This window comes from Streptomyces sparsogenes subsp. cuspidosporus, from assembly GCF_039532705.1.
GTDB classification, from domain to species: domain Bacteria; phylum Actinomycetota; class Actinomycetes; order Streptomycetales; family Streptomycetaceae; genus Streptomyces; species Streptomyces sparsogenes.
The window spans coordinates 33,427-58,873 of record NZ_BAAASD010000042.1 but is presented as its reverse complement, the minus strand read 5'-3'; the positions used below and the strand labels follow the sequence as shown (position 1 = coordinate 58,873).

Sequence of the window (25,447 nt, the reverse complement as noted above, 5' to 3'; positions counted from 1 at the left end):
TCCCATCGTCGACGACTTACGGTGACTTACCGCGTGCGCTGGATGCAACGCCCCGTGGCCGTCCCGGCATTCCGGCGGGCGCCGGTCAGCCGTGGCCGCGCAGCCGCCGCCACACCGCGCGCGCCGCGTGGTGTCCGGACATCCCGTGCACCCCGGGCCCCGGCGGGGTGGCCGACGAACACAGGAAGACCGACGGGTGGGCCGTCGTGTACGGGACGCGGGTCAGCTTGGGGCGGATCACGGTCTGCAGGCCCGCGAAGGCCCCGCACGCGATGTCCCCGTCGACGTAGTTGGCGTTGCGCGCGGCGATCCGCGGCGGTCCGGCCACGGCGCGGGCGAGCACCAGGTCCCGGAAGCCGGGCGCGAAGCGCTCGATCTGCCGCTCTATGGCCTCGGTGGCGTCCCCGTCCCAGCCGCGGGGCACATGGCCGTAGGCCCAGAAGGTGTGCTTGCCCGCCGGGGCGCGCGAGTCGTCGATCAGGCTGGGCTGGGCGGTGATCAGGAAGGGCACGGCGGGGGCGTGGCCCTTGGTGGCGGCGCGCAGCGCGGCGCCGATCTCGCCCGAGGTGGGGCCGATGTGGACGGTGCCGGCGCGCCGGGCCTCCGGCGTGGTCCAGGGCACCGGGCCGTCCAGGGCGTAGTCGATCTTGAAGACACTGGCCCCGTAGCGGAAGCGGCGGTAGGCGTCGCCGAGCCCGGCGATCCGGGCCAGGGCGGTGGGCGAGGTGTCGAAGACGTACGCGCGGGCGGGCGGCAGCTCGTCCAGCCGCTTGACCTCGACGCCCACGTGGATCGCGCCGCCCTGCTCGCGCAGATACGACCCGAGCGCGTCCGAGATGGCCTGCGAGCCGCCGCGCGGGACCGGCCAGCCGACCGCGTGTCCCGCGAGCGCGAAGAGCAGCGCCGGGCCGGCGGTGCCGAGCCCGCTGGTCGGCGCGATGGCGTGGCCGGCCATCCCGGCGAGTATCGCGCGCGCCTTCTCGTCGCGGAAGCGGCGGGTGAGGAGGGAGACGGGCTGGGCGGCGTGCAGCCCGAAGCGGGCCCAGCCGACCGGGTCCGCGGGCAGCCCGTTCCACTGGGTGCGCAGGAAGTCCCGGGCGAGCGTGTCCCAGCGGCCGAGGTACGGCGCGACCAGCCGGCGGTACGTACCGGCGTCGCGCGGGCCCAGCGACATGGCCGTCTCACCGACCGAGCGGGCCAGGACGGCGGCCGTGCCGTCCGGGAAGGGATGGGCCAGCGGCAGCTCGGGGTGCAGCCACTCCAGGCCGTGCCGGGCGAGCGGCATGGCGCGGAAGGCCGGGGAGCCCACGCCCAGGGGGTGCACCGCGGAGCAGGGGTCGTGCCGGTAGCCGGGGAGGGTGAGCTCTTCGGTGCGCGCACCGCCGCCGATCGTCCCGGCGGCCTCGAAGACCTCCACGGCCAGGCCGCGGCGGGCCAGTTCGACGGCCGCGGTCAGTCCGTTCGGCCCGGCACCCACCACGACCGCGTCGAGCATGGACGGCACGTCGGGTCTCCTCCCCGTCCTCGAGGGATGTCGAGGACTCCTGAGAGTCTGTCAGCCGGCGGCTGCCAGCAGGCTCAGGATATGCCGTACGGTCGCCGCGTCCCGCGCGGCCGCGAAAGGAAGCGCGTTTCCGCCCGCGATGCGGAACGGCTCACCGGCCAGCGTCGCGCTCGCGCCGCCCGCCTCCTCGACCAGCAGCAGGCCCGCGGCGTGGTCCCAGGCGTTCTCCCAGGTGAACGCGAGCGCGTCGAGCAGGCCCCGGGCGATGTTCAGATACTCCAGGCCGGCCGAGCCGCACGGGCGGGGCGCGACACCCGGTGTCCGCAGTACGGACAGGGCGAGCTTCTCCGCGTCCGTGGTGAAGTCGTAGTGCGAGATGGCGACTTCGAGGTCCCTGCCGGGCTCCGGGTGGCCGGAGCGTATCGGCTCGCCGTTGAGCACCGCTCCCCCGCCGCGGCGGGCGACGGCCATCAGGTCGAGGGCCGGGGCATGGGTCCACGAGGCGAGCAGCTCGCCGCGGTGGGCCAGGGTGACGAGGGTGGCGAAGCCCGGGTCGCCGTGGACGAACTGCCGGGTGCCGTCGACCGGGTCCACGATCCACACCGGTACGTCGCCGCCCAGCGCGCCGAGCACGGCCGGGTCGGCGTGCACGGCCTCCTCGCCCACCACGGCCGAGCCGGGCAGCAGCGCGGTGAGCGAGGCGGTCAGCTGCTCCTCGGCCCGCCGGTCGGCGATCGTCACCAGGTCGTGCGGGCCGTTCTTCTCGACGATCTCGTGGTCGGCGAGCTGCCGGAACCGCGGCATGACCTCGGCGGCGGCCGCCTTGCGCACCGCCTCCTCGACGTCGGACAGGTCACCGGCGAGAAACTGCTCGATCATGCCCTCATCGAACCATGCCCCGGCGACGGCCGGTGACCGGGCGGCGGCCAGGGGATGGCCGCGGCGTGAACGGCCTCAGCTGCCGTCGCAACCGTCATAACCGATGGCTATCACAGCGGCTCTTGGACGGCGCCCACCCCTACGACGCACCGTGAACCGCGAGGCGGGCGCCGCTCCCGGCGCCCGGCCGAGTCACCGGAGAGGACCCGACCGCGATGCGCGCACTGCTGTACGACCCCGAAGCCCCCCAGGGCCTGCGGCTCGGCGAGGCCCCGGAGCCGGTGCCCCGGGAGGCGCAGTCGCTGATCGAGGTCCACGCGGCCTCCCTCAATTTCGGCGAACTCGCCTACCGGGAGGAGCGGGCGCGCCCCGGGCAGGTGCTCGGCTGGGACGCGGCGGGCGTGGTCGTCCGACCGGCGGCCGACGGCTCCGGCCCGGCGGCCGGCACCCGCGTGGTGTGCTTCGGGCCGCCCGGGGCATGGGCCGAACGGCGGGCGGTGGACCTCGCCGACCTCGCGATGGTGCCGGAGGCCGTGGAGCTCGGCGCAGCGGCCACACTGCCGGGCGCGGGGGTCTCGGCGCTGCAAGCCGTGCGCCGGCTGGGCCCGGTGCTGGGCCGCCGGGTGCTGATCACCGGCGCGTCGGGCGGCCTCGGGCGCTTCGCGGTCCAGCTGGCCGCACTCGCGGGCGCGTACGTCATCGCGGCGGTCGGCAGCGCCCGGCGCGGCGAGGGGCTGCGCGAACTCGGCGCCGACGAGGTCGTGGTCGGCCTGGACGGCGTCCGGGCGCCCGTCTTCGGCGTGCTGGACAACGTGGGCGGGCCGCTGCTCGCGGAGGCGTTCTCCCTGGTCGAGCCCGGAGGCTCGGCCCTGTCCATCGGCAAGGCGTCCCGCCGGCCGACCAGCATCGACTTCGAGCGGGAGCGGCTGGCAGGGGGCGACAGGCGGCTCGAACCGTTCGTCGTGCGGTCGCCGTTCGGCCCGGACCTGGCGTATCTGGCGGGCCTGGTGGCCGCGGGGCGGCTCGACCCGCAGATCGGCTGGCGCGGCCCGTGGGAGCGCGCGCCGGAGGCGGTGGCGGCGCTGCTGGGCCGCCGGGTGCGGGGGAAAGCCGTGCTGGACGTCAAGGGTCAGGGCTGACGCGCCGTCCCGGAGGACTTCGGGACGGGCTCGGACGAGGACTTCGCGGCGGGCTTCGCCGGGGGCTTCGGGGCAGTCTTCGCGGCGGGCTTCGCCAGGGACTTCGGGGCGAGCTTCGGCGGGGTCTTCGTGGCGGTCTTCGTGGCGGTCTTCGCGGCGGTCTTCGCGGCGGTCTTCGGCGGGGTCTTCCCGGTGGACTTCGGCGGGCACTTCTCGGCGTACGGCCCGGCGCCATCCCCCGGGCCGTACGCGGTCAGGAAGCGGTCCCGGAAGGTGTCCATCCGCCACACCGGGGTGTCCCGCCCCGGCCTGAGGCCGTCCTGCCATCCCCAGCCGGAGATCCGCTTCAGCACGGCCGGGTCGTGCGCGACGATCGCGACCGGCACGTCCCGACTGGCGTGGTCGCCGCTGACCCGCGCGAGCGGCTGGTGGTCGCCGAGGAAGACGAGCACGGTGTTCTTGTCGCCGTACCTCACCACGTAGTCGATGAGGCTGGTCAGCGAGTACTGGATGGACCTGCCGTACTCGGTGCGCACCTGCGTGGAGTCCGTGAACACGTCCTTGGGGTCCTTGCCCGCCTTCTTGATGCCGTCGTAGACCGAGCCGTCCCCGACCTCGTCCCAGCCGATCATCCTGGGGATGGGCGCCCAGGGCTGGTGGCTGGAGGTCAGGATGATCTCCGACATCAGCGGCTTGTCGTGGCGCCTGCCGTGCTCCAGGCGCTCGAAGGCGGTCAGGGCGTACTGGTCGGGCATGGTCGACCAGCTGAACTTCGGCCCCCGGTAGCCGAGGTTCCGGGAGTCGTAGACGTGGTCGAGGCCGTAGAACCTCGCCTCCGGCCAGTTCTTGGTGACGCCCGGCATGATGCCGACCGTCCGCCAGGCGCCGGTGCGCTGGAAGGCGCGGGTGAGGGACAGGTGGTCGCCCGCGGTGACGGTGCGGTAGCGGTTCTGGTTGTCGATCCACAGGCCGGACAGGAAGGTCGAGTGGCCGAGCCAGCTGGAGCCGCCGTACGTCGCCGAGGTGAGCCAGCCGCTCTTGGCGGAGTATCCGGCGGCGCGCAGCTCCTTCGTCTTCTCGTCGAGCAGCGCGTCCACCCCGGGCGCGATCAGCGGGTCCTCGATCGCGCTGCGGCCGTAGCTCTCGATGAAGGTGAAGATGACGTCCTTGCCGCGCAGCCCGGTCAGCAGCCGGTCCCCCGGGGTGTCGCCGAAGGTGTCGACCGCCGCGACCTTGGCGAACTCCCGCTCGTCCCGCAGGGTGGCCTTCACCCGCTGCACCCGGTCCTCGACGCGCTGGGTGGTGCTCCTGGAGGCGACCGGCAGGCCGGCCACCTGCACGCCGAATGTCGCGCACACGACCCAGGCGGTCCCGAGCACCAGGACCGTGCGCGTCGCCACGGCGCTGTTCCGGGCCATCACCTCGCCGAGCCGCAGACACGCCAGGGCCATGAGGGCGAGCAGGACGAGGACGAGGACCCCGGCCCCGATCGCGGCGGCCGTCGCGGTGGCCGAGCCGAGGGAGTCCTCGAGGTACGACTGGGCGTCGTCCAGCAGGATCCAGTCGAGCACCACGTTGAACCCGCGGCCGAGGAACTCGTTGAAGCCGATGTCGAGGAGGTTGAGTACGGTCAGCAGGCCGAGGAACACCCCCACGAGCACCGCCGCCACCCGCCTCGGCCTCCGCGGCAGCATCAGCAGCACGGCGGCGCCCACGACCGCCTCCACCGGGATGTGCGCGAAGGCGCCGGGCGTGACGAGCGCGAGCCGGTTCGGCAGGAGGAGGGCGCCGAGCACCAGCGCGGCGGAGACGGCGGTCGTCCCCCACGCCACGGCCCGCGCCGCGACCCGGCGCGCCTTCGCCTTGTCACGGACCGGCAGTTGACGAAAGCGTGTGAAGGGCGGCACCCCGAAGTTCCTTCCGTACGCGCGAAGCCTGATGGTGGCACGGCGGACCGGTCTCGGGAGGTCGGAGCCGCCACTGTCCCTTACGGCTCGCGGGCGGCTCCGGTTCAAAAGTGCGGTCCAAGGCGCCGCGTTGGGTTCCCGACTGTCATGCCCACGGCTACAGTCCAGAAATGGGAGCGCTCCCATATGCTCCCGTACCCCCGAACCCCCTCGTGCTCACGGACCCACCGACGAAGGCCCCGAAGGAGTCCCCCATGGCACCGTACGTACGCACCCTCGCGGCCACGGCCGCCTCGCTGGCCGTGACGGCGGCCCTCACCACCACCGCCGCCACCGCCGCGCCCACGCCCTCGTCCCCGTCCCCGTCCTCCTCCGCGCCCGCGCGGGCGGCGGCCGCGTGCTCGGCCAACGGCTTCTGCGAGGACTTCGAGTCCCAGACCGGGACCGTGCCCTCCGGACGCTGGACCACGAGCGTGGCCAACTGCTCGGGCACCGGCACCGCGACCGTGGACGCCACCGTCGCCCACGGCGGCACCAAGTCCGTCCGGGTGACCGGCAGGGCCGGGTACTGCAACCACGCCTTCGCCGGCACCTCCCTGTCCGGCGTGCCGGGCGGCTCCGAGCTGTACGCGCGCTTCTGGGTCCGGCACACCACCGCGCTCCCCGCCCAGCACGTCACGTTCGCCGCCCTGCGGGACACCAACGACGGCGGGAAGGACCTGCGGATGGGCGGGCAGAACAAGGCGCTGCAGTGGAACCGGGAGTCCGACGACGCCACCCTGCCCGCGCAGAGCCCGGCGGGGGTGGCGCTGTCCACCCCGCTGCCGGTCAACACGTGGACGTGTCTGGAGTTCCGGCTCGACCGCTCGGCGGGCCGCCTGGACACCTGGGTCAACGGCTCCCTCGTCACCGGTCTGGTGGTGGACGGCACCCCGACCCAGGACGTCGACCAGCAGTGGCTGGCGAGGGGCGGCTGGCGCCCCGCGCCCACGGACCTGCGGCTGGGCTGGGAGAGCTACGGCGAGGGCGATGACACGCTCTGGTACGACGACGTCGCCGTCGGGACCTCGCGGATCGGCTGCGGCTGAAGTCAGAGCCGAGGCCGGGCTGAGGCCGAGCTGAGGCCGAGCTGAGGCCGAGCTGAGGCCGAGCTGAGGCCGAGCTGGGGTCAGAGTTGGGGTCAGAGCTGGGGTCAGAGGGGCGGGCTCTCGTTCTGCGCGCGGTAGCCGCCGGGAGTGCACCCGAACGCGCGGCGGAACGCGTCGATGAAGGCGCTGGCCGAGGACCACCCGCAGCGGTGCGCGACCGCGGTGACGGTGACGCCGTCGGAGAGCAGCAGCAGCGCGTGGTGCAGCCGCAGTTGGGTGCGCCACTGAGGGAACGTCATCCCCATCTCCGCCCGGAAGAGCCGGGTGAGCGTACGGGCGCCGGCCCCGGCGCGGGCGCCCAGCTCGGCCAGCGGGCGGGGGTCGGCGGGGTCGTCCTGGAGGATGGCGCACACGGCGGCCAGGCGCGGGTCGCGGGCCGTGGGCAGGTGCAGGGGCTGCTGGGGGGCGTGCCGCAACTGGTCGAGCAGGACCGCGAGCAGCCGGCGGGACTCGGCAGCCTCCGGGTCGGCACCCGGGCGGCTGTACTCGATGATCAGCTCGCGCAGGAGGGGGCCGACCGCGAGCACGGCGGGCCGGTCCAGGCCCAGCGGGTTGGCGTCCATGGGCAGGCCGACGCCGTGCAGCACGGTGCGCCCGTAGGCCCGGTGTTCGTGCAGGGTGCCGACGGGGACCCAGATGGCCCGGGTGGCCGGCGCCACCCAGCTTCCGGCCTCAGTGGTCACCGACAGCACCCCCCGGCCCGCGTAGACGACCTGGTGGACCTCGTGGCGGTGGGCGGACACTCCGGTGCCCGGCGCCAGGAAGCGGGTCGTCGTCGGCGTGTGCGACACCCGGACCGGGACGGCCCCGCCGGGGGCTTGGCGGGAGCGGCCGGGGGCTTGGCGGAATACCGACATCACCTGGCAGTTTATCGGAAGTGCGCCAGCCGCCGCCCGCCGAGGATCGTGGGGGTGACCAAGAAGGACCACTCAGTTTCCAGACCCGTCGTCATGATGGCCGTCGGCCACGCGACCGTGGACTTCTACCAGGGGGCCGTGCCCACGCTGGTGCCATTCCTGGTGGCCGAGCGCCACTACGGCTATGTGGCGGCGTCCGGCATCGTGCTGGCGGCCACGCTGCTGTCCTCGATCGTGCAGCCGTTGTTCGGGGCGCTGACGGACCGCTGGACGATGCCCTGGCTGATCCCCGCGAGCTCGCTCGGCGCGGGTCTCGGCATCGCGCTGTCCGGGCCGGGCGACTCGTATGTGCTCACCTGGCTGGCGGTCGCCCTCTCCGGCATCGGGGTCGCCGCCTACCACCCCGAGTCGGCGCGGCTGGCCCGGACGGCGAGCCGCGGCAGCCATGTGGCGATGGGCTGGTACTCCCTCGGCGGCAACATCGGCTTCGCCCTCGCGCCCGTCGCCGTGTCCCCGGTGCTCTCCTCCGGCGGGCTGGACGCGTCGTGGTGGCTGGTGGCGCCCGCGGTGGCCGGGGTGGCGCTGACGGCCTCGGTGATCCGGTCCCTGGCCCGGCGCGCGGCGGTGGAGCGGGCCGCCGGGCGGGGCGCGGGCCGGGACGACTGGCCGGTGTTCGTGCGGCTCTCGGCGGTCGTCGTCTGCCGTTCGATCATCTTCGTGGGGCTGAGCGCGTTCATCGCCCTGTACGCCCAGCAGCGGGTGCCCGGCGGCTCCGCGACGGGGTCGGCGGCGCTGTTCACGCTGTTCGCCGGGGGCGCGGTGGGCACCGTCCTGGGCGGCCCGCTGGCCAAGCGCTGGGGGCGGGTCCGCACGCTCCGCGCCGCCTACGGCGCCGGGGTGCCCGCCGTCGCCGGGCTGGTGTTCATCCCCGGGCCGGCCCTCTACGTCTTCGCCGCCCTGACCGCCGCCGCCCTGTACGTGCCGTTCTCGCTGCAGGTCACCCTGGGCCAGGACTACCTCCCGAACCGGGTCGGCACGGCCAGCGGCGTCACCCTGGGTCTGGCCGTCAGCGTGGGGGGCGTGGCCAGCCCGGGCATCGGGGCCCTCGCCGACCTCGTCGGGCTGCGCGCCGCGCTCGCCCCGCTGATCGCCGTGTGCGCCCTGGCCTGGCTCGTCGCGGGCACGCTCACCGAACCGGACGCCGACACCGACGCCGGCTCAGGGCCCGCGCCCCGTTCCGCGGTCGAACCGGGGGCCGAAGCCCCCGGCGCCCGCTGATCGAACGGCTCCTCACGCCGCGGGGAACGGGCGGTCGCGCCGGGCGTCGTGGAGGACCGAGCCCCACCACTGGAGCTGGTCCAGCATCGCCTTGGCCGCGGCGGCCGGGCCCTGGGGCTCGGTGAGGGTGCCGTCGGGGCCGAACAGCTCGTAGTAGCGGGGGAAGGAGACGTAGTCGCGGACCGTGTGGGCCTGCAGCTCGTTGAACACCTGCCGCAGTCCCTCGATGGCCAGCAGGCCGCCGCTGGCCCCGCTGTAGCCGACGAAGCCCACCGGCTTGGTCTGCCACTCGGTGTAGTGCCAGTCGATCGCGGCCTTCAGCGCGGCCGGGTAGGCGCGGTTGTAGTCCGGTGTCACCACGACGAACGCGTCGGCCGCCGCGAGCCGCGCGGTGAGGTCCGCCATCTCGGCCGGGCGGCGGAGGTTCGGGTCCATCGCGGGCGGCACGGGCGGCAGGGCGAGCGGCAGCGAGGTGTCGGCCAGGTCGATGAGGTCCACGTCGAACCCGCCGTGCGCCCCGGCCTGTTCGGCGAACCAGTTCGCGACCGTCGGGCCGAACCGGCCCTCCCTGACGCTGCCGAGGATCACCGCGAGCTTGAGGTTCTGGCTGGACATGGGTGGGTCACTCCTTGCGTGAATTCCTGGGCGGCCGGGTGGTCGCCGGTGTGGCCGGGAGGGCCACGCCCTCAAACCTGCCGGGCCGCGCCGGGGCCAGGAAGGCCGGGCGGAGACTGGTAGTGGCAGGGCCATCATCCGGCTCAAAGCGGCTGCTACGTTCGGGGCGTGAGCGACAACGAGCTGGGCATGTTCCTGCGCCTGCGCCGGGAAGCGGTCACCCCCGCCGAGGTGGGGCTGCCCACCGGCCCCCGCCGCCGCACGCCCGGCCTGCGCCGGGCCGAACTGGCCACCCTGGCCGGGGTCAGCGTGGAGTACGTGACCCGGCTGGAGCAGGGGCGCGACCGCCGGCCCTCCGCGCAGGTGCTGTCCGCGCTGGCCGACGCGCTCCGCCTCACCCCCGCCGAGCGCGTCCATCTGCACCGGCTGACCAAGGGCGCCGAGAGCGGCTTCACCTGCCGGGGCGACGCGGGCCCGGCCCGCGCGGTCCGCCCCACCGTGCGGGCCCTGCTGGACCGCCTGGAGCCCGCCCCGGCCGTACTCGTCAACCGGCTCAGCGAGATCCTCGCCCACACCTCCGGCTACGAGCGGCTGGCCGGCCCCGTCGGCCTGCTGGACGGCGACCCGCCCAACCTCACCCGCTTCGTCTTCACCGACCCCCGCGCCCGCACCGCCTTTCCCGACTGGGCCCGCGTCGCCGACGACCAGGTCGCCGCCCTCAAGCAGGGCCCCTTCCGCACGGACCCCCATGTCGCCCATCTCGCCGACGAGTTGACCGTCACCGCCGGCGACGCCTTCGCCGAGCGCGTGGCCACCCTGCCCGGCCTCCCCAGGGCCAGCGGGATCACCCGGCTGTGCCACCCCGAGGCGGGCGGGCTGCGCCTGGCGTACGAGACCCTCGACCTGCCCACCGACGACGACCAGCGACTCATCGTCCACCTCCCCGCCGACGACGCCACCTCCGCGGCCCTCGACCGACTCACCGGCCGCCACCCGGGGGCGCTGCGGGCGGTGGCCGGCTGAGGTTCCCCGCCGCCGCCCTCGTCCGCCACGATGGGCGTCATGTGGTGCGCTCCGACGACGACCGGCGCGCTGCTGACCCAATTTGGTGTGCAGCGCGGAGAAAGCCGGCTTCACGGGTCTCCTGGTGGTGCTGGCCCGCACCGCGGACGCCCCGGCGCAGTTGCGCCAGCCGGGCCCCTCGGCGGCTGCCACACTGATCGCGTGTTCGACTTCGGGATCGAGGGTTACCGGCCGCACTGGCTGAGCGGCCCCCGCGCGGTCGGGAAGGCCCACGGGGCCCGGCTGCGGGCCCTGGCCGGCCGCACCCTGACCCGGCTGTGGGTGGTGTGGGACGCGGCGGACGACGAGTGGTTCCCGGACTGCCCCGTGCTGCTCGACTTCGACGGTGAGCAGGTGGAGGTCAACCACTGGAAGCTCGACCAGCTGTCCCTCACCTGGAACTCCATCGAGCCGCGCCGCCCCATCCAGTGGCCGGGCTTCTCCCTGCGCTGGCGCGACGACGCGGTGCCCGAGGCGGCAGCGCCCCTGCTCGGCAGCCCCCTGCGGGACGTACAGCTCCTCGAATGGACCGGTCACGACGCGGCCCGGGGCACGGTCGAGGTCGGCTTCGTTTTCGCGCGGGGCCGGATCACCGTCCACAACGCCCTCGACGAGAACGGTCTGTCCTTCGACCCGCCGGATCCCCGGTCCCGGCCGTACCCGGTCGGCTGATGCACGGGGGGCGCTCCCCCGTGGCGGAATAATCCCGGGTGCCCGGAGAGCTGGGAAGACAGGAGCCGACAAGGACAAGGGTGTGCGGATGCACGGTGAGTACAAGGTGCCGGGCGGGAAGCTCGTGGTCGTGGACCTCGGGGTCGAGGACGGGAGGCTGCGGGACGTCCGGGTCGCGGGTGACTTCTTCCTGGAACCCGACGAGGCGCTGCTCGCCATCGACCGCGCGCTGGAGGGCGCGCCCGCCGACACCGACGCGCGCGGGCTCGCGGCCCGGATCGAGGCGGCCCTGCCGGAGGACGCGGTCATGTTCGGGTTCACGGCCGAGGCCGTGGGCGTCGCCGTGCGGCGGGCGCTGGCGCACGCCACCGACTGGACGGACTACGACTGGCAGTTGATCCACGAGGGTCCGCAGTCGCCCGCGCTGCACATGGCGCTGGACGAGGTGCTGACGGAGGAGGTCGCGCTGGGGCGGCGGCCGCCGACGCTGCGGGTGTGGGAGTGGGCCTCGCCCGCCGTGATCATCGGTAGTTTCCAGTCGCTGCGCAATGAGGTGGACCCGGAGGGCGCGCGGCGGCACGGCATCGAGGTGGTGCGGCGGATCAGCGGCGGCGGGGCGATGTTCGTGGAGCCCGGCAACACCATCACGTACTCGCTGTACGTGCCCGAGTCGCTGGTGTCCGGCCTGTCCTTCGCCGACTCGTACGCGTATCTCGACGACTGGGTGCTGGGCGCGCTCGGCGACATGGGCATCGCGGCGTGGTACCAGCCGCTCAACGACATCGCGACGGACGCGGGGAAGATCGGCGGCGCCGCGCAGAAGCGGGTGGTGACCGGGTCGGGGGCGGTGCTGCACCACGTGACGATGTCGTACGACATCGACGCGGACAAGATGCTGGAGGTGCTGCGCATCGGCCGGGAGAAGCTGTCGGACAAGGGGACCAGGAGCGCGAAGAAGCGCGTGGACCCGCTGCGCCGGCAGACCGGGCTGCCGCGCGCCGCCGTCATCGACCGGATGATCGACTCCTTCCGGGAGCGGTACGGGCTCGCGGGCGGCACGGTGACGGAGGAGGAGACGGCGCGGGCGCGGCGGCTGGCGAAGGAGAAGTTCGGCTCGCCGGAGTGGACCGCGCGGGTCCCGTGACGGGACCGCCGCCCCCGCTCAACCGGCCGACGCCGGGATGAGGCGTCCGCGCCCCCGCTCAGCCGGCCAGCGCCGGGATGACGCGTTCGCCGTACGCGTCGATGGTCGCCTCCTTCGCGTCGTGCATGGCGTAGACCGCGAACTGGTCGACGCCCAGGGCCCGCAGGGCGCGCAGCTTCTCGATGTGCGCCTCGGGCGGGCCGAGCAGGCAGAAGCGGTCCACGATCTCGTCGGGGACGAAGTCGGTGCTGGGGTTTCCGGCGCGGCCGTGGTGGCTGTAGTCGTAGCCGGCGCGCTCCTTGACGTACGCGGTCAGGGACTCGGGGACGGCGTCGGAGTGTTCGCCGTAGCGGCTCACCAGGTCGGCGACGTGGTTGCCGACCATGCCGCCGAACCAGCGGCACTGTTCGCGGGCGTGGCCGAGGTCGTCCCCGACGTAGGCGGGCGCGGCGACGCAGATGGTGACCGCGTCCGGGTCGCGCCCGGCCTCGGCGGCGGCGGTCCGTACCGCCCCCACCATCCACTCCGTCAGATACGGGTCGGCGAGCTGGAGGATGAAGCCGTCGGCCTTCCGACCGGCGAGGGCGAGCGCCTTGGGGCCGTAGGCGGCCATCCAGACGGGCAGCTTGCCGCCGGTGACCCAGGGGATGCGCACGGGGGTGCCGTCGACGACCGCCTCCCGCCCCTCGGCCAGGCCGCGGATGGCGTCGATGGCCTCGCCGAGGCGGGCGAGGGTGTTGGGTCTGCGGCCCGCCACCCGCATGGCGGAGTCGCCGCGGCCGATGCCGCACACGGTGCGGTTGCCGTACATCTCGTTGAGCGTGGCGAAGGTGGAGGCGGTGACCTCCCAGGTGCGGGTGGACGGATTGGTGACCATGGGGCCGACGATCAGCCGCTCGGTGTGCTCCAGCACGCGGCTGTAGATGACGAACGGCTCCTGCCACAGCACGGCCGAGTCGAACGTCCAGCCGTGGCTGAAGCCGGCGTCCTCCGCGCGCTTCATCAGGCCGACGACCGCCGACGCCGGCGGATCGGTCTGCAGGACGAGTCCGAAGTCCATACCCGCTCCCAGCTAGTCCAGGTATTGGCAGGTGTCGCGCGGGAGGTACCGTCCGTGGCCCGCGCGCCCGGTGAACCGCCGCCGGTCGATGACGGTCTCGCCGCGCGAGAGCACGGTCTCCACCTGTCCGGTGATCCGCTTCCCCTCGTAGGCGGAGTAGTCGACGTTCATGTGGTGGGTCTCGGCGGAGAGCGTCTGCTGGGCCCGCGGGTCGTAGACGACGAGGTCGGCGTCGGCCCCGGGGGCGATGGTGCCCTTCTTCGGGTAGAGGCCGAACATCCGGGCCGGGGTGGCGCAGGCGATCTCGATCCAGCGGCGGCGCGAGATGTGGCCCTCGACGACCGCCTGATGGAGGAGGTCCATCCGGTTCTCCACGCCCGGCAGCCCGTTGGGGATCCTGGAGAAGTCGCCGCGGCCCAGCTCCTTCTGGCCGGTGAAGCAGAAGGGGCAGTGGTCGGTGGAGACGACCTGGAGGTCGCCCGTGCGCAGACCCCGCCACAGCGCGGCCTGGTGCTCGCGCGGCCGCAGCGGGGTGGAGCACACGTACTTGGCGCCCTCGAAGTCCGGCTCGGCGAGGTTGTCCGTGGACAGGAAGAGGTACTGGGGGCAGGTCTCCCCGAAGACGGGCAGCCCCTTGTCGCGGGCCTGGGCCAGCTCCGCCACGGCTTCCTCGGCCGAGACGTGGACGACGTACAGCGGGGCGCCGGCCACCCGGGAGAGCTGGATCGCGCGGTGGGTCGCCTCGGCCTCCAGCAGCACCTTGCGGACCTCGCCGTGGTAGCGGGGGTCGGTCCTGCCCTCGGCCAGGGCCTGTTCGACGAGGACGTCGATGGCGATGCCGTTCTCGGCGTGCATCATGATCAGCCCGCCGTTGGCCGCGCCGCGCTGCATGGCGCGCAGGATCTGTCCGTCGTCGCTGTAGAACACGCCCGGATAGGCCATGAAGAGCTTGAACGAGCTCACCCCGAGCCCGACGAGGGTGTCCATCTCCTTGAGCGAGGACGTGGTCACATCGGACATGATCATGTGGAAGCCGTAGTCGACGGCGCACTTGCCGTCGGCCTTCTCATGCCAGGTGTCGAGCCCCTCGCGCAGGGAGTGGCCCACCGACTGGACGGCGAAGTCCACGATGGTGGTCGTCCCGCCCCAGGCGGCGGCGCGGGTGCCCGTCTCGAAGGTGTCGGAGGCGTGGGTGCCGCCGAAGGGCAGCTCCATGTGGGTGTGCGCGTCCACGCCGCCCGGGATGACGTACTTGTCGGTCGCGTCGATCGTACGGTCGGCCGTCCAGCCCTGGGCGTACGCGCTGTCGGGGGCGGCGAGGGCGGCGACGCGGCCGTCCTCGACCAGGACGTCGGCCCGGGTCTCCTCGGCGGCGGTGATGACAAGGCCGCCGCGGATCACGGTGCGGGACATCAGGGTGCGCTCCTTCCGACGTCTTCGGCCACTTCCTCCGAACCGTCCGCCATGGCCTGCGCCGTGCGCAGCGCCGCCGCGAGGACCTCCGCGCCCTCCTCCGCCTCGGCGGCGGTCAGGCTCAGCGGCGGGGCGATGCGCAGCGCGCTGGTGTTGTGGCCGCCGCCCTTGCCGATCAGCAGCCCGCCCTGACGCGCGGCCTCCAGGACGGCCGAGGCCGCCTCGGGCGAGGGCCTGCCGGTGCCCGGCTCGACCACCTCGATGCCGATCATCAGCCCCCGGCCGCGCACCTCGCGTACGACGTCCAGGCCGGCGCAGGCGGCGCGCAGCCGCTCCATGAGCAGTGCGCCCACGCGGCGCGCGTTGCCCTGGAGGTCGTGTTCGAGGAGGTGGGTGAGGTTGGCAAGGCCGGCGGCCATGGTGACCGGGCTGCCGCCGAAGGTGGAGATGGAGTTGGCGCCCAGGCAGTTCATGATCTCGGCGCGGGCGACGACGCCGCCGATGGACATGCCGTTGCCGACGCCCTTGGCGAAGGTGAGGAGGTCCGGCGGGCCGGAGGCGGCGTGCGCCTGCCAGCCCCAGAAGTGGTCGCCGGTCCGCCCCCAGCCGGTCTGCACCTCGTCCGTGATCCACAGGATGCCGTGCCGGTCCAGGACCTCACGGAACGCGGCGAACAGCCCGTCCGGCGGGGAGGTGAACCCGCCGACGCCCTGCACCGGCTCCGCGATCAGCGCCGCCACCTGGCCGTGCGCCTGGCCGAGGACGTCCTCCAGATCGGCGACACACGCCTTGACGAACTCGGCGTCCGACAGCCCGGCGTACGGGCCGCGGCCGCGCACCCCGCCGTGCACGAACAGCGTCTGCAGCGCGGACAGGCTGGTCGGCGACCAGGAGCGGTTGCCGGTGATGCCGACGGTCGAGAACGACCGGCCGTGGTAGCTGTTGCGCATCGCCAGGATCTGGTTGGAGCGGCGGTACGTGGTGGCCAGCAGCAGGGCGGTGTCGTTGGCCTCCGTGCCGGAGGTGGTGAAGAACACGCGCGGGTCGGGGATACCGGACAGCTCCGCGACGCGCTCGGCCAGCTCCACCATGGGGCGGTCGAGGTAGAGGGTGGAGGTGTGCAAAATCCGCGCCGCCTGCTCGCTGACCGCCTTGGTGACCTCGGGGAGGGCGTGGGCGGTCATGGTGGTGAGGATGCCGCCGAAGAAGTCGAGGTAGCGGTTGCCGTCGGCATCCCAGACGTGGCGGCCCTCGCCGTGGGTGATCTCGATCGGCCGCTCGTAGTAGAGGGCGAGCCAGTCGGGCAGGACGGCCCTGTGCCGCTCGTACAGCTCGCCGCTCACGGTTTCACCAGCCCGTCGTACGCGTCGGGCCGTCGATCCCGGTAGAACGCCCACTGCCGGCGCACCTCGTCGATCAGGCCGAAGTCCAGGTCCCGGACGATCAGCTCCTCCTCCTTGTCGCTGGCGGCCTCGCCGACGAGCCGGCCGCGCGGGTCCACGAAGTAGCTGGTGCCGTAGAAGTCGTTGTCGCCGTACTCCTCCACGCCGACGCGGTTGATCGCGGCGACGAAGTACTCGTTGGCGACGGCGGCGGCCGGCTGCTCGAGCTGCCACAGGTACGCCGACAGGCCGCGCGAGGTCGCCGAGGGGTTGTAGACCAGTTGGGCGCCGGCCAGGCCCAGCTCGCGCCATCCCTCGGGGAAGTGGCGGTCGTAGCAGATGTAGACGCCGACCTTGCCGACGGCGGTGTCGAACACCGGCCAGCCCAGGTTTCCCGGCTTGAAGTAGTACTTCTCCCAGAACCCCTTGACCTGCGGGATGTGGTGCTTGCGGTACTTGCCGAGGAAGCTGCCGTCCGCGTCGATCACGGCGGCGGTGTTGTAGTAGAAGCCGGACTGCTCCACCTCGTACACCGGCACCACCATCACCATGCCGGTCTCCCGGGCCAGCTCCCGCATGCGGCGGACCGTCGGCCCGTCCGGGACCGGCTCCGCCCACCGGTAGTGCTCGGCCTCCTGCACCTGGCAGAAGTACGGGGCGTTGAACACCTCCTGGAAGCCGATCACCCGCGCGCCCTGGGCGGCGGCCTGCCGGGCGTACTCCTCGTGCTTCGCGATCATCGATTCGGTGTCGCCCGTCCAGCTGCACTGGACGAGCGCGGCACGTACGACATTGGCCATGATCAGCTCCCTCGCGGGCGTCTACGCACGTAGATCCGGGCTGTGGGAAGAACGTAGAAGCGCACGGACCACTCTGGCAATACCGCGGCGGTTACTCAACGAAGACGCCCATGTTTCGTGTTATGTCAGGCGACGTCGGTACGTCGGCTTCCGGCCTCGGGGCCGCTGCACCGGCTTCCGGCCTCGGGCGGGGCCGCTGCACCGGCTTCCGCCCTCAGGCGGGGCCGGGTACGCCCGGCAGGCCCGCGACGCGCAGGGCGTGCGCGAGGTCGTGGTGGCTGCTGGAGGACACCCCGCTCGCGGCGTCCAGCAGCAGCGGCACCAGCTCGGCCGGCGCGTCGGCCGCGGCCCGCGCCGCCTCGTCGGGCCTGCGCGCCCTCACCAGCGCCTCGAGCAGGAACGCCGCTTCCGCGCGGCCGCCCGCGGCCAGCAGGGCGAGCGCGGTCTGCGCCACCTCGGTGACCGGGCGGGCGACGCTCTGCCGCAGCAGCCGCGCGCCGTCGTCGCCCCGCCCGGCGGCGGTGAGCGCCCGCGCGGCGGCGGCCAGCGCGGGGGGCGGCAGGCAGGCCGCCGCCCACAGCAGGGTGGCGACGTCCGCCGCGAGGCCGGCGCGCTCCAGCTCGGCGGCGAGCAGAGGGAGCCAGGACGCGGGCCGCGCGGCCGCCTCGCACAACAGGACGTGGGCCTCCCCACCCCGCCCCTCCGCCCGCAACCGCGCCAGCCGCCCCACGGCCTCGACAGCCCCCCGCTGCGCCTCGGCACCTCCCGCGGCCTCCCCGCGCCGCCGCGCCTCGGCACCTCCCACGGCCTCCCCGCCCCGCCGCGCCTCGGCACTCCCCGCAGTTTCCCGCGCGGCGTGCCGCCGCGCCTCGTTACCTCCCGCAGCGTCCCGCGCGGCGCCCCGCCCGGCTTCCTCCTCCCGCGCTTTGCTCCGTCCGCGCCGCCGAGCGCCGCTCTGCCCCTCGTACGCCCCGGCGAACCGCGCTCCCCGAGGCGTGGCCGGGGGGCCGGCCGCGCCCGGGGGTGCCACCGGCTCCCCGCCCACTCCCCGGGCCGTGGCCCGCTCCCCGTCCGGTACCCCCACGGCCTCGCCGGGCGGGCCCGCCACCGCCCCCGCGAACCGCGCCCCGCGCGGAGGCGCCACGCCGGCGGACTCCTCCACCCCGGCAAACCGCGCCCCACGCGGCCGAGGCCCCCCGCCACCCGCGCCGCCGGGGCCCACGGCCCAGTCACCGTGCTCGGCACCCGCCGCGCCGGGGCCCGCCGGCACCCAAGGGCCGGGGGCCGCGCCCTCGGCCCACCCGGGCGCGGGCTCGGCGGGCGCCTGCCCGCCGTCCGATTCGTCGGACGGCGGGGCGAACCGCAGGCTGCGCGGGCCGGCCGGCGAAGCGGAGGTGGCGGCCAGCGCGGCGAGGCGGGCGCGGAGTTCCTCGCAGCGGGCGGTGGCGCGTTGGCGGTCGTCGCGGGCCCAGGCGAGGTCGGAGGAGAGTCGCTCGCGGGCCTCGGCGTCGTCCTGGGCCGCGGCGGCGCGCACGGCGGCGTGGAGTTCGCGTTCGCGCCGGGCCGCGTGCCGCTGCTCGCGGAGCATGGCCTGGAGCCGGTCCCGGAGGGCTGCGCGGTCGCCGACCGTGGTGTCGTGGGCGGTGACGGAGGCGCGGTAGAGGACGGCGGCGCGGGCGGCGGCCTCCTGGGCCGTGTGGGGACCGCGCTGGGCGGAGAGGTCCTGGAGGAGGGCCTGAACGAGGTCCCAGGGCGGCACCTCCCGGCCGTCCAGACAGGCGCGTACGCCCTCCGGGTCGCGCTGCGCGAAGACGGCGTACCAGCCCTTCGCCGGGTCCAGCCGTCCGGTCAGGGCGCGGAGGTAGCGCGCGAACTCCACGACCTCGGCCGGGAGTCGACCGCCTGCCATGGTCATCCCTCTCCCCCCTGGGCGCATCCCCCGACGAGTCCCCCGCCACGTTCCCCGACGAGCCCCCCGCCGAGTCCCCGAGGCCCCGAGTCCCCAAGGCCCCGAGGCCCCGAAGGCTCCGGCGTATCCCCCGCCGAGTTCCCCGCCGAGTTCTCCTCGGTGCGCACGCATTCGACACCCTGCGTGTTACGGGAACGGTTACGAACGTGCTACGGGCGTTTTTCCGGCTCCGCACACACCGGCCGGACCGCACCTGTCCGCCCGGTGTGTGCGCTGCGCCCGGCCGCGCCGGGCGCGGCCGTCACTTCTGCGGGGTGACCACCATCGCCGAGCCGCCCCCGCGCCGTACGGTCTCCGCCGCGGCCAGCCAGCGTCCGCCGGGCAGCCGCTGTACGCCCGTGGCCGCCCCGATCTCCGGGTTCTGCTTGAAGGAGTGGCCCAGCGCCGTGAGCTGTCCGCGCACCGGGCTGTTCCACAGCCCCGGTTCCAGCTCGGTCTGCGCGGCGTTGCGCTGGCTGGCGCGCGGCGCGGCGATCGCGTCGACCAGGGGCATGCCGCGGTCCAGGTGGTTGAGCAGGGTTTGCAGGACGGTGGTGATGATGGTGGCGCCGCCGGGCGAGCCGAGGGCGAGCACCGGGCGGCCCTTGTCGGTCACGATCGTCGGCGACATGGACGAGCGCGGCCGCTTGCCGGGGCCGGGCAGGTTCGGGTCGTGGACGGCGGGGTTGGCGGGCGCGAAGGAGAAGTCGGTGAGTTCGTTGTTGAGCAGGAAGCCGCGGCCGGGCACGGTGATACCGCTGCCGCCGGTCTGCTCGATGGTGAGGGTGTAGGCGACGACGTTGCCCCACTTGTCGGCGACCGTCAGGTGCGTGGTGTTCTCGCCCTCGTACGTGGTGGGGGCCGCGGTGCCGCCGCTGTCGCAGCCGGTGGGCCGGCTGGGGTCGCCGGGCGCGACCGGGCTGGTCAGCACGGAGTCGGCCTTGATCAGGCAGGCGCGGGAGTCGGCGAACCGCTGGGAGGTGAGGCCCTTGGTCGGCACGTCCTCGAAGGCCGGGTCGCCGACCCAGCGCCCCCGGTCGGCGAAGGCTATCCGGCTGGCCTCGATGTAGCGGTGCAGGTAGTCGCGGTCGCTGAGCTTGGTGAGGTCGGTCTTCTCCAGGATGTTGAGCGCCTCGGCGACGGTGGTGCCGCCGGAGGAGGACGGGGCCATGCCGTACACGTCGAGGCCGTGGTACGAGGTCCTGGTCGGGGCCTGGCGCTTGACCTCGTACGCGCGCAGGTCGCGCTCGGTGAGGTCGCCGGCCCGTACGACGCGCCGCGCGGCGGGGTCCACGGGCGGCTTGCGGACCGTGTCGACGATGTCGCGGCCCAGCTCGCCCTTGTAGACGGCGCCGACGCCCTTCTTGGCCAGCAGCGCGTAGGTGCGGGCCAGATCGGGGTTGGTGAAGGTGGAGCCGACGACGGGGAGTTCGCCGCCGGGCAGGAACAGCTTGGCGGTGTCGGGGAAGTCCTTGAAGCGGGCCTGGTTGTCGGCGGTCTGCTGGCGGAACGTCGCGTCGACGGTGAAGCCGTCGCGGGCGATGCGCTCGGCGGGCTTCAGCACCTGGGCGAGCGAGCGGGTGCCCCAGGTGTCCAGCGCGGTGTCCCAGGTGGCGGGGGTGCCGGGGGTGCCGACGCTCAGCCCGCTGGTGACGGCGTCGGCGAACGGGATGGGCTTGCCGTCCTTGTCCAGGAAGAGCTTCTCGTCGGCGCTGCGCGGGGCGGTCTCGCGCCCGTCGAGGGTGAACACCTTGTGCTGCTTGGCGTTGTAGTAGACGAAGTATCCGCCGCCGCCGACGCCCGCCGAGTACGGCTCGGTGACGCCGAGCGCGGCCGCGGTGGCCACGGCCGCGTCGACCGCGTTGCCGCCGTGCCGCAGCACCTCGATGCCGGCCGCCGAGGCGTCGGCGTCCACGCTGGAGACCGCGCCGCCGTAGCCGACGGCCACGGGCGTCTTGGCGGGCGTCTTCCCGGGCGTCGGGGCGGCCGAGCCGGCCGGGGCCGTCCCGCCCGCTGCGCCGGCGTGCGCCCCCGCCGGGGCGATGCCGAGGGCGAGGACCAGACCGGCCGTGGCGGCGAGGGCCGGCAGTCGGCGCAGCGCGGTGGACGTGGCGGTGGACGTGGCGGTGGTGGCGGCTGGTGTCGAAGACGACGCGGCTGGTCTGGCGGCGTGTTGCATCCGGACCTCCATGCAGGCGACAGGGGGCCGGAGCCTACCCGTGATCGTCCCGGATACGACAGGGGGCGCGCGAAGGGCGAGCGCGCCCGCATGCTCGAACAGACACCCGGTTCGCGGCTACGATGCGCGGCCATGACTGACACCGTGCAGGACCTGATCGCTTCCGCCGCGGCCCTGGTCGTGGGCCTGGCCCTCGGCTGGGCCGTGCACTCGGCCCACGCACGCCGCAAGCGGACGCGCGAGCAGCGGTTCTTCGGTCTGCCGGACGGCTCCGAGTGCGTCCTGGTGACGCACCGCGACAGCACCTCCGCGCACTGGAGCATCCCGCGCCATGACGCGCTCGCGCTGCTGGGCCTGGCCGCCGTCATAGAGAACTGCGGCGCGCACGCGGAGGTGGCGCCGCACGACACCGGGTTGCAGGGGTTCGGGGCGCGCACCGAGTTCTGCGTCGGGGACCCGACCGCGCACCGCAGGCTGGCCGCCCATATGGCGAATCTGCTGCCGGGTGTCGCGGTGCACCAGGGCGACGAGACCCAGGAGCGGGGCGCGTTCACCATAGGCGGGACCGAGTACCGGCCGGAGCCCGGCGCGGTGGAGCATGTGCTGCTGGCCCGGCTCACGGCGGCCGACGGCGGCCGCCCCGTCTTCCTGGCGGCCGGTCAGCGCCCGGTCACCCACCGGGCGGCGATCCGCCACCTGGTGCGCAACCGCGCCCGGCTGGCCCGCAAGTACGGCGCGCAGGGCTCCTTCTGCCTGCTGCTGAAGGTCGTCAACTCGCAGGCGTACGGCCCGGATGTGGTGGAGCTGGTCGCGGACGTCACCAAGGCCGCGACCGCGGCCCCGGGCCGCTCGCGCGCCGCGCACAAGTCGGAGTGAGCGCGTTTGCGCTCAGGCGGGGAAGCCGGGGGTGTGCCACAGCTCGCCGGTGGCGGTGACCGCCAGGGCCTCGTGGGTGTCGAGGGCGGCGGTCCAGGCGCGGGCGCCGTGGCCCATCGCGAAGGCTGCCGTGGCCAGGGCGTCGGTCCAGGTGAGGCCGGGGCCGGTCAGGGTGAGGGAGGCCAGGGCGGTGGCGGGCTCGTCGGTGTGCGGGTCGAGGACGTGGGGGCCGCGTTCGGCGGTGCCGGAGGTGGCGACGGCCAGGTCGCGGCCGGTGACGACGGCGCACAGCGCGCCGGGGCGCAGCGGGTGGGCGATGCCGACGCGCCAGGGGACGCCGGGCGCGGCCTCGCCCCGCAGCTGGATGTCCCCGCCGCCGTTGACGCAGGTGTTGTGCGCCCCCGCCTCGTACAGGATCCGCGAGGCGCGTTCCACGGCCCAGCCCTTGACCATCCCGGACGGGTCGAGCCGGCCGCCGGGCGTAGGGGTGAACCAGCCGCCGGTGGCGCGCGCCGCGGCCTCGCACAGCTCCAGCACCTCGGCGACCTCGGCCCCGCACCGCTCGGGGGCGAGCTCGCCGCGGCCGAGCCGGCTGACGGTGCTGGCGGGGCGGTAGGTGGAGAACACCTCGTCCACGTGGTGCAGCCAGGCCACCGCCTCCCGGAGGGCCCGTCCGACGGCGGGGGTGGCCGGGTCGCGGATGTCGAAGGAGACGACCGTGCCCATGACGTGCTCGGCGTGGCGCACCCCGCGCCGCCCCTCAGACACCGGCCTTGTCCAGGGCGCTCTGCAGGGACTGGACATAGCCCTCGCTGGTGTAGGTGGCGCCGGACACCGCGTCGATCCGGGCGCTCTGGGCGCTCAGCGTCTCGCTGGTGAGCTGGGGTACGGCGTAGGAGGCGATCTGCTGGGAGCGGCCGTCGCCGGACGGGGTCTGCAGCGCCTTCACGGCGGTGATCTTCCCCTGGGCGAGGGTGACGGCGAGTTGCACGGGGCCGTAGCGGGTGGTGAAGGTGGCGCCGGTGTAGGTGCCGGTCGGGCTCGCGGACGTGGTGCGGGAGGTGGACGGGGACGGTGACGGCGCGCCGCTCGACGGGGCGGACGACGGGGCGGACGGGGAGGGGGCCGCCACCGCGGGGGCGGCGTTGACGTGGGGTTTGAGCGACAGCAGCAGGACCACGCCCGCGACGGTCGAGACGGTGGTGACGGCGGCCTTGCGCACAGCCGGACTCCTTTTCTCTGGGCTGGAACGGCGAACGACGCGGCTAGAACGCGAATGACTCGTGGTGGACGCGGTGGCGCGGCACCCCGGCCCCCCGCAGGGCCCGCTTGGCGGCCTCCGTCATCCCGGGCGGCCCGCACAGGTACACCTCGCGCTCGGCGAGGTCCGGGACCAGCCGGCGCAGGGCGTCCGGGGTCAGCGGGGAGGAGTACACGGCCGGCTCGTCCACGACGTAGTGGACGACGGCCCTCCGCGCCGCCGCGAGGTGGTCGAGCTCCGCGCGCAGCGCCAGATCCTCGGGCCGGCGGGCGCGGTAGATCAGCGTCACGTCGCCGGGCAGGGTCTCGAACAGCGCCCGCAGCGGGGTGATGCCCACCCCGCCGCCGAGCAGCAGCACCTTGGGGGCGCGCCGGCGGCGGGCGGTGAACGCCCCGTACGGGCCCTCGGCCAGCACCCGGGTGCCGGGCGCGAGCCGGGCCAGGGCGGCGCTGTGGTCGCCGGCCGCCTTGACGGTGATCCGCAGGTACGAGGGGTGGGCGGCGGCCGAGAGGGAGTACGGGTTGGCGGCCCGCCACAGGCCGGGGGCGAGGAAGCGCCAGCGGAAGAACTGGCCGGGCTCGGCGCTCAGCTCCTCCAGCCGGTCGCCGGTCACATACACCGAGACGACGCCGGGCGCCTCCGGCCGGACCTCCAGGACCCGCAGCCGGTGGCGCAGGGCCCGCCGTACGGGGACGGCGAACCGGAACCACAGCAGCAGCGCCGCCACCGAGCCGTACAGCGCGTACCAGGCGAGCTGGGCCGGGCGGTCGCCGACGAAGTCGGCGCCGTTGGAGAGCTGGTGTCCGAAGACCAGGAAGACCGCCAGGTAGGTGGCGAGGTGCAGCAGGTGCCAGGTCTCGTACGAGACGCGGCGGCGCACCGCGCGGGCGGACAGGACGCCGGTGGCCAGCAGGAGCAGGAAGCCGGCGGTGCCCTTGAGGAGGTCGGGGTAGTGGAGGACGAGGGTGGTGGTCTGGTCCACGACGCCGGTGTGCGAGGTCAGCGCGTACCCCCAGATGATCAGCAGGGTGTGCGCGAGGGCGAGGGAGACGGTGTAGCGGCCGCCCATGGCGTGCCAGCGGGCCAGCCGGTCGCTGCCGACGTGGCGGTCCAGGAGCGGCACCCGGGCCATGAGCAGCAGCAGGACGGCGCAGGCGTAGCCGGCGAGCAGCCCGGTGATGCGCCCGGCGCCGGTCAGCCAGCCCGCCGCGCCGACCACGGAGGCGGTGTGGCGCCACCACAGGGCGAGGACGGCGGCGGCGCCCGCCCAGATGGCGAGCCGGGTGAGGGCCGGGACGAGGCCGGGCGGCCCCGGGGCGGGCCGCCGGGCGCGCCGGGTGGCGGCGCGCCGGTGGGTGACGGTGGTGGCCACGGGGGTTTCCTTTCGCAGGCGGCATGGCTGTGCTCGGAGCCGTCAGCTTCACAAGGGTTCTTCTGAGGAGCCTCTGAAAAGCCTTTGAAGTGCGGCTTGAGCCCGTGATTCAGAGGAGACTCAGAGCGAACTCAGAGGGTCCGGAGAGCCCGCCGGGCCGGGGGCCGAGAGATGCTGGATGTGCCATGGAGAACGACGTCACCAGCCCCTTCCTGCTCCGCGCCGACGGCACCCCCGTCCGCGTCCTCGTCGTCGACGACGAGCCCGACCTGACGGAGGTGGTGTCGGGCGCCCTGCGCTACGAGGGCTGGGAGGTGCGTACGGCGTCGGACGGCGCGTCCGCGCTGGCCACGGCCCGCACGTTCCGTCCCGACGCGGTGGTGCTCGACTGGATGCTGCCGGACACCGACGGTCTGACGGTGCTGCGCGGGCTGCGCGCCGAGCTGGAGGGCGTGTGTGTGCTCTTCCTCACCGCGCGCGACGCCGTGGAGGACCGGATCGCGGGGATCACCGCGGGCGGCGACGACTACGTGACCAAGCCGTTCAGCCTGGAGGAGGTGCTGGCCAGGCTGCGCGGGCTGCTGCGCCGGGCCGGGATGGCGCGCGGGCCGGACCTCCAGCAGGCCGACCGGCTGGTGGTGGGCGATCTGGTGATGGACGAGAGGGCGCGGGAGGTCACCCGGGGCGGGGTGGTGGTCGAGCTGTCCCGCACCGAGTTCGAGCTGCTGCGGTTCCTGATGCGCAACCCGCGCCGGGTGCTGTCGAAGGCGCAGATACTGGACCGGGTGTGGTCGTACGACTTCGGTGGCAAGGCGCATGTGGTGGAGCTGTACATCAGCTATCTGCGGAAGAAGATCGACGCGGGGCGGACCCCGCTGATCCACACGGTGCGCGGGGTCGGGTACGTGCTGAAGCCGGACGCGCCGTGAGGCGCCCGCCGCTGCCGCGGGC

The 25,447-nt window shown here is 74.3% G+C and carries 22 protein-coding genes; 8 read left to right on the top strand and 14 right to left on the bottom strand.

Annotation, left to right across the window (positions count from 1 at the left end; translation table 11 throughout):
- Positions 1-85: 85 nt before the first annotated feature.
- Positions 86-1,495 carry a phytoene desaturase family protein gene (locus ABFY07_RS34290; RefSeq protein WP_346178263.1) on the bottom strand — a complete coding sequence of 470 codons (1,410 nt, stop codon included), beginning with the start codon at positions 1,493-1,495 and terminating at the stop codon, positions 86-88.
- A 60-nt stretch (positions 1,496-1,555) separates the two neighbouring features.
- A complete protein-coding gene (locus ABFY07_RS34285; protein ID WP_346178234.1) occupies positions 1,556-2,383 on the bottom strand; it encodes an inositol monophosphatase family protein in 828 nt (275 codons plus the stop codon).
- A 215-nt stretch (positions 2,384-2,598) separates the two neighbouring features.
- On the opposite strand from ABFY07_RS34285, the gene ABFY07_RS34280 reads away from it, so the two are divergent.
- Positions 2,599-3,522, top strand: coding sequence for a zinc-binding dehydrogenase (locus ABFY07_RS34280; protein ID WP_346178233.1), 924 nt, complete (start codon positions 2,599-2,601; stop codon positions 3,520-3,522).
- On the opposite strand, the gene ABFY07_RS34275 is transcribed toward ABFY07_RS34280, so the two are convergent.
- Entirely contained in the window at positions 3,513-5,429 is a 1,917-nt protein-coding gene (locus ABFY07_RS34275) for a sulfatase-like hydrolase/transferase (protein ID WP_346178232.1), read from the bottom strand. The two genes, ABFY07_RS34280 and ABFY07_RS34275, sit on opposite strands and share 10 nt — an antisense overlap.
- Positions 5,430-5,683: 254 nt before the next feature.
- Between ABFY07_RS34275 and ABFY07_RS34270 the strand changes: the two genes are divergently transcribed.
- Positions 5,684-6,517: a hydrolase gene (locus ABFY07_RS34270; RefSeq protein WP_346178231.1), complete on the top strand. Its 834-nt coding sequence runs from the start codon at positions 5,684-5,686 to the stop codon at positions 6,515-6,517.
- A gap of 104 nt (positions 6,518-6,621) precedes the next feature.
- Here ABFY07_RS34270 and ABFY07_RS34265 read toward each other — a convergent pair whose 3' ends face one another.
- Positions 6,622-7,434, bottom strand: a complete 813-nt coding sequence (locus ABFY07_RS34265) for an AraC family transcriptional regulator (RefSeq protein ID WP_346178230.1) — start codon at positions 7,432-7,434, stop codon at positions 6,622-6,624.
- Between the two features lie 93 nt (positions 7,435-7,527).
- Between ABFY07_RS34265 and ABFY07_RS34260 the strand changes: the two genes are divergently transcribed.
- Positions 7,528-8,712: an MFS transporter gene (locus ABFY07_RS34260; protein WP_346178262.1), complete on the top strand. Its 1,185-nt coding sequence runs from the start codon at positions 7,528-7,530 to the stop codon at positions 8,710-8,712.
- 12 nt (positions 8,713-8,724) lie between these two features.
- Here the strand turns inward: ABFY07_RS34260 and ABFY07_RS34255 are convergent, their stop codons facing one another.
- Positions 8,725-9,327, bottom strand: coding sequence for an NADPH-dependent FMN reductase (locus ABFY07_RS34255; RefSeq protein WP_346178229.1), 603 nt, complete (start codon positions 9,325-9,327; stop codon positions 8,725-8,727).
- A 168-nt stretch (positions 9,328-9,495) separates the two neighbouring features.
- Here ABFY07_RS34255 and ABFY07_RS34250 point away from each other — a divergent pair, with 168 nt between their 5' ends.
- The 3 genes from ABFY07_RS34250 to ABFY07_RS34240 all read left to right on the top strand — a co-directional run bounded on the left by ABFY07_RS34250 (position 9,496) and on the right by ABFY07_RS34240 (position 12,205).
- Complete coding sequence (locus ABFY07_RS34250) at positions 9,496-10,350, top strand: helix-turn-helix domain-containing protein (protein WP_346178228.1); 855 nt, start codon at positions 9,496-9,498, stop codon at positions 10,348-10,350.
- Positions 10,351-10,551: 201 nt separating this feature from the next.
- Positions 10,552-11,061 (top strand): hypothetical protein, encoded by a 510-nt coding sequence (locus ABFY07_RS34245; RefSeq protein ID WP_346178227.1) that lies wholly within the window; start codon positions 10,552-10,554, stop codon positions 11,059-11,061.
- An 88-nt stretch (positions 11,062-11,149) separates the two neighbouring features.
- Positions 11,150-12,205, top strand: a complete 1,056-nt coding sequence (locus ABFY07_RS34240; RefSeq protein ID WP_346178261.1) for a lipoate-protein ligase LplAB — start codon at positions 11,150-11,152, stop codon at positions 12,203-12,205.
- Between the two features lie 58 nt (positions 12,206-12,263).
- Here the strand turns inward: ABFY07_RS34240 and ABFY07_RS34235 are convergent, their stop codons facing one another.
- The 6 genes from ABFY07_RS34235 to ggt form a co-directional block, all read right to left on the bottom strand.
- Positions 12,264-13,265 carry a TIGR03842 family LLM class F420-dependent oxidoreductase gene (locus ABFY07_RS34235; RefSeq protein ID WP_346178226.1) on the bottom strand — a complete coding sequence of 334 codons (1,002 nt, stop codon included), beginning with the start codon at positions 13,263-13,265 and terminating at the stop codon, positions 12,264-12,266.
- A gap of 12 nt (positions 13,266-13,277) precedes the next feature.
- Complete coding sequence (gene hydA, locus ABFY07_RS34230) at positions 13,278-14,681, bottom strand: dihydropyrimidinase (protein ID WP_346178260.1); 1,404 nt, start codon at positions 14,679-14,681, stop codon at positions 13,278-13,280.
- Positions 14,678-16,021 carry an aspartate aminotransferase family protein gene (locus tag ABFY07_RS34225; RefSeq protein WP_346178225.1) on the bottom strand — a complete coding sequence of 448 codons (1,344 nt, stop codon included), beginning with the start codon at positions 16,019-16,021 and terminating at the stop codon, positions 14,678-14,680. Before ABFY07_RS34225 ends, hydA begins: the two co-directional genes overlap by 4 nt.
- Positions 16,018-16,860 carry a nitrilase-related carbon-nitrogen hydrolase gene (locus ABFY07_RS34220; protein ID WP_346178224.1) on the bottom strand — a complete coding sequence of 281 codons (843 nt, stop codon included), beginning with the start codon at positions 16,858-16,860 and terminating at the stop codon, positions 16,018-16,020. The genes ABFY07_RS34225 and ABFY07_RS34220 overlap by 4 nt, the downstream gene beginning before the upstream one ends.
- A gap of 214 nt (positions 16,861-17,074) precedes the next feature.
- Positions 17,075-18,769 carry a hypothetical protein gene (locus ABFY07_RS34215; RefSeq protein WP_346178223.1) on the bottom strand — a complete coding sequence of 565 codons (1,695 nt, stop codon included), beginning with the start codon at positions 18,767-18,769 and terminating at the stop codon, positions 17,075-17,077.
- 301 nt (positions 18,770-19,070) lie between these two features.
- Complete coding sequence (gene ggt, locus ABFY07_RS34210; RefSeq protein WP_346178222.1) at positions 19,071-20,987, bottom strand: gamma-glutamyltransferase; 1,917 nt, start codon at positions 20,985-20,987, stop codon at positions 19,071-19,073.
- A gap of 132 nt (positions 20,988-21,119) precedes the next feature.
- On the opposite strand from ggt, the gene ABFY07_RS34205 reads away from it, so the two are divergent.
- A complete protein-coding gene (locus ABFY07_RS34205; RefSeq protein ID WP_346178221.1) occupies positions 21,120-21,863 on the top strand; it encodes a hypothetical protein in 744 nt (247 codons plus the stop codon).
- Between the two features lie 12 nt (positions 21,864-21,875).
- Here the strand turns inward: ABFY07_RS34205 and ABFY07_RS34200 are convergent, their stop codons facing one another.
- Genes ABFY07_RS34200 through ABFY07_RS34190 form a run of 3 tightly spaced genes read right to left on the bottom strand, consistent with a single transcriptional unit; the run spans position 21,876 to position 24,496 of the window.
- A complete protein-coding gene (locus ABFY07_RS34200; protein ID WP_346178259.1) occupies positions 21,876-22,589 on the bottom strand; it encodes an FAD:protein FMN transferase in 714 nt (237 codons plus the stop codon).
- A 34-nt stretch (positions 22,590-22,623) separates the two neighbouring features.
- Positions 22,624-23,085, bottom strand: a complete 462-nt coding sequence (locus ABFY07_RS34195) for an FMN-binding protein (RefSeq protein WP_346178220.1) — start codon at positions 23,083-23,085, stop codon at positions 22,624-22,626.
- Between the two features lie 43 nt (positions 23,086-23,128).
- Entirely contained in the window at positions 23,129-24,496 is a 1,368-nt protein-coding gene (locus ABFY07_RS34190) for a ferredoxin reductase family protein (protein ID WP_346178219.1), read from the bottom strand.
- Positions 24,497-24,681: 185 nt separating this feature from the next.
- Between ABFY07_RS34190 and ABFY07_RS34185 the strand changes: the two genes are divergently transcribed.
- Positions 24,682-25,425, top strand: a complete 744-nt coding sequence (locus tag ABFY07_RS34185) for a response regulator transcription factor (protein ID WP_346178218.1) — start codon at positions 24,682-24,684, stop codon at positions 25,423-25,425.
- Positions 25,426-25,447: the final 22 nt, after the last annotated feature.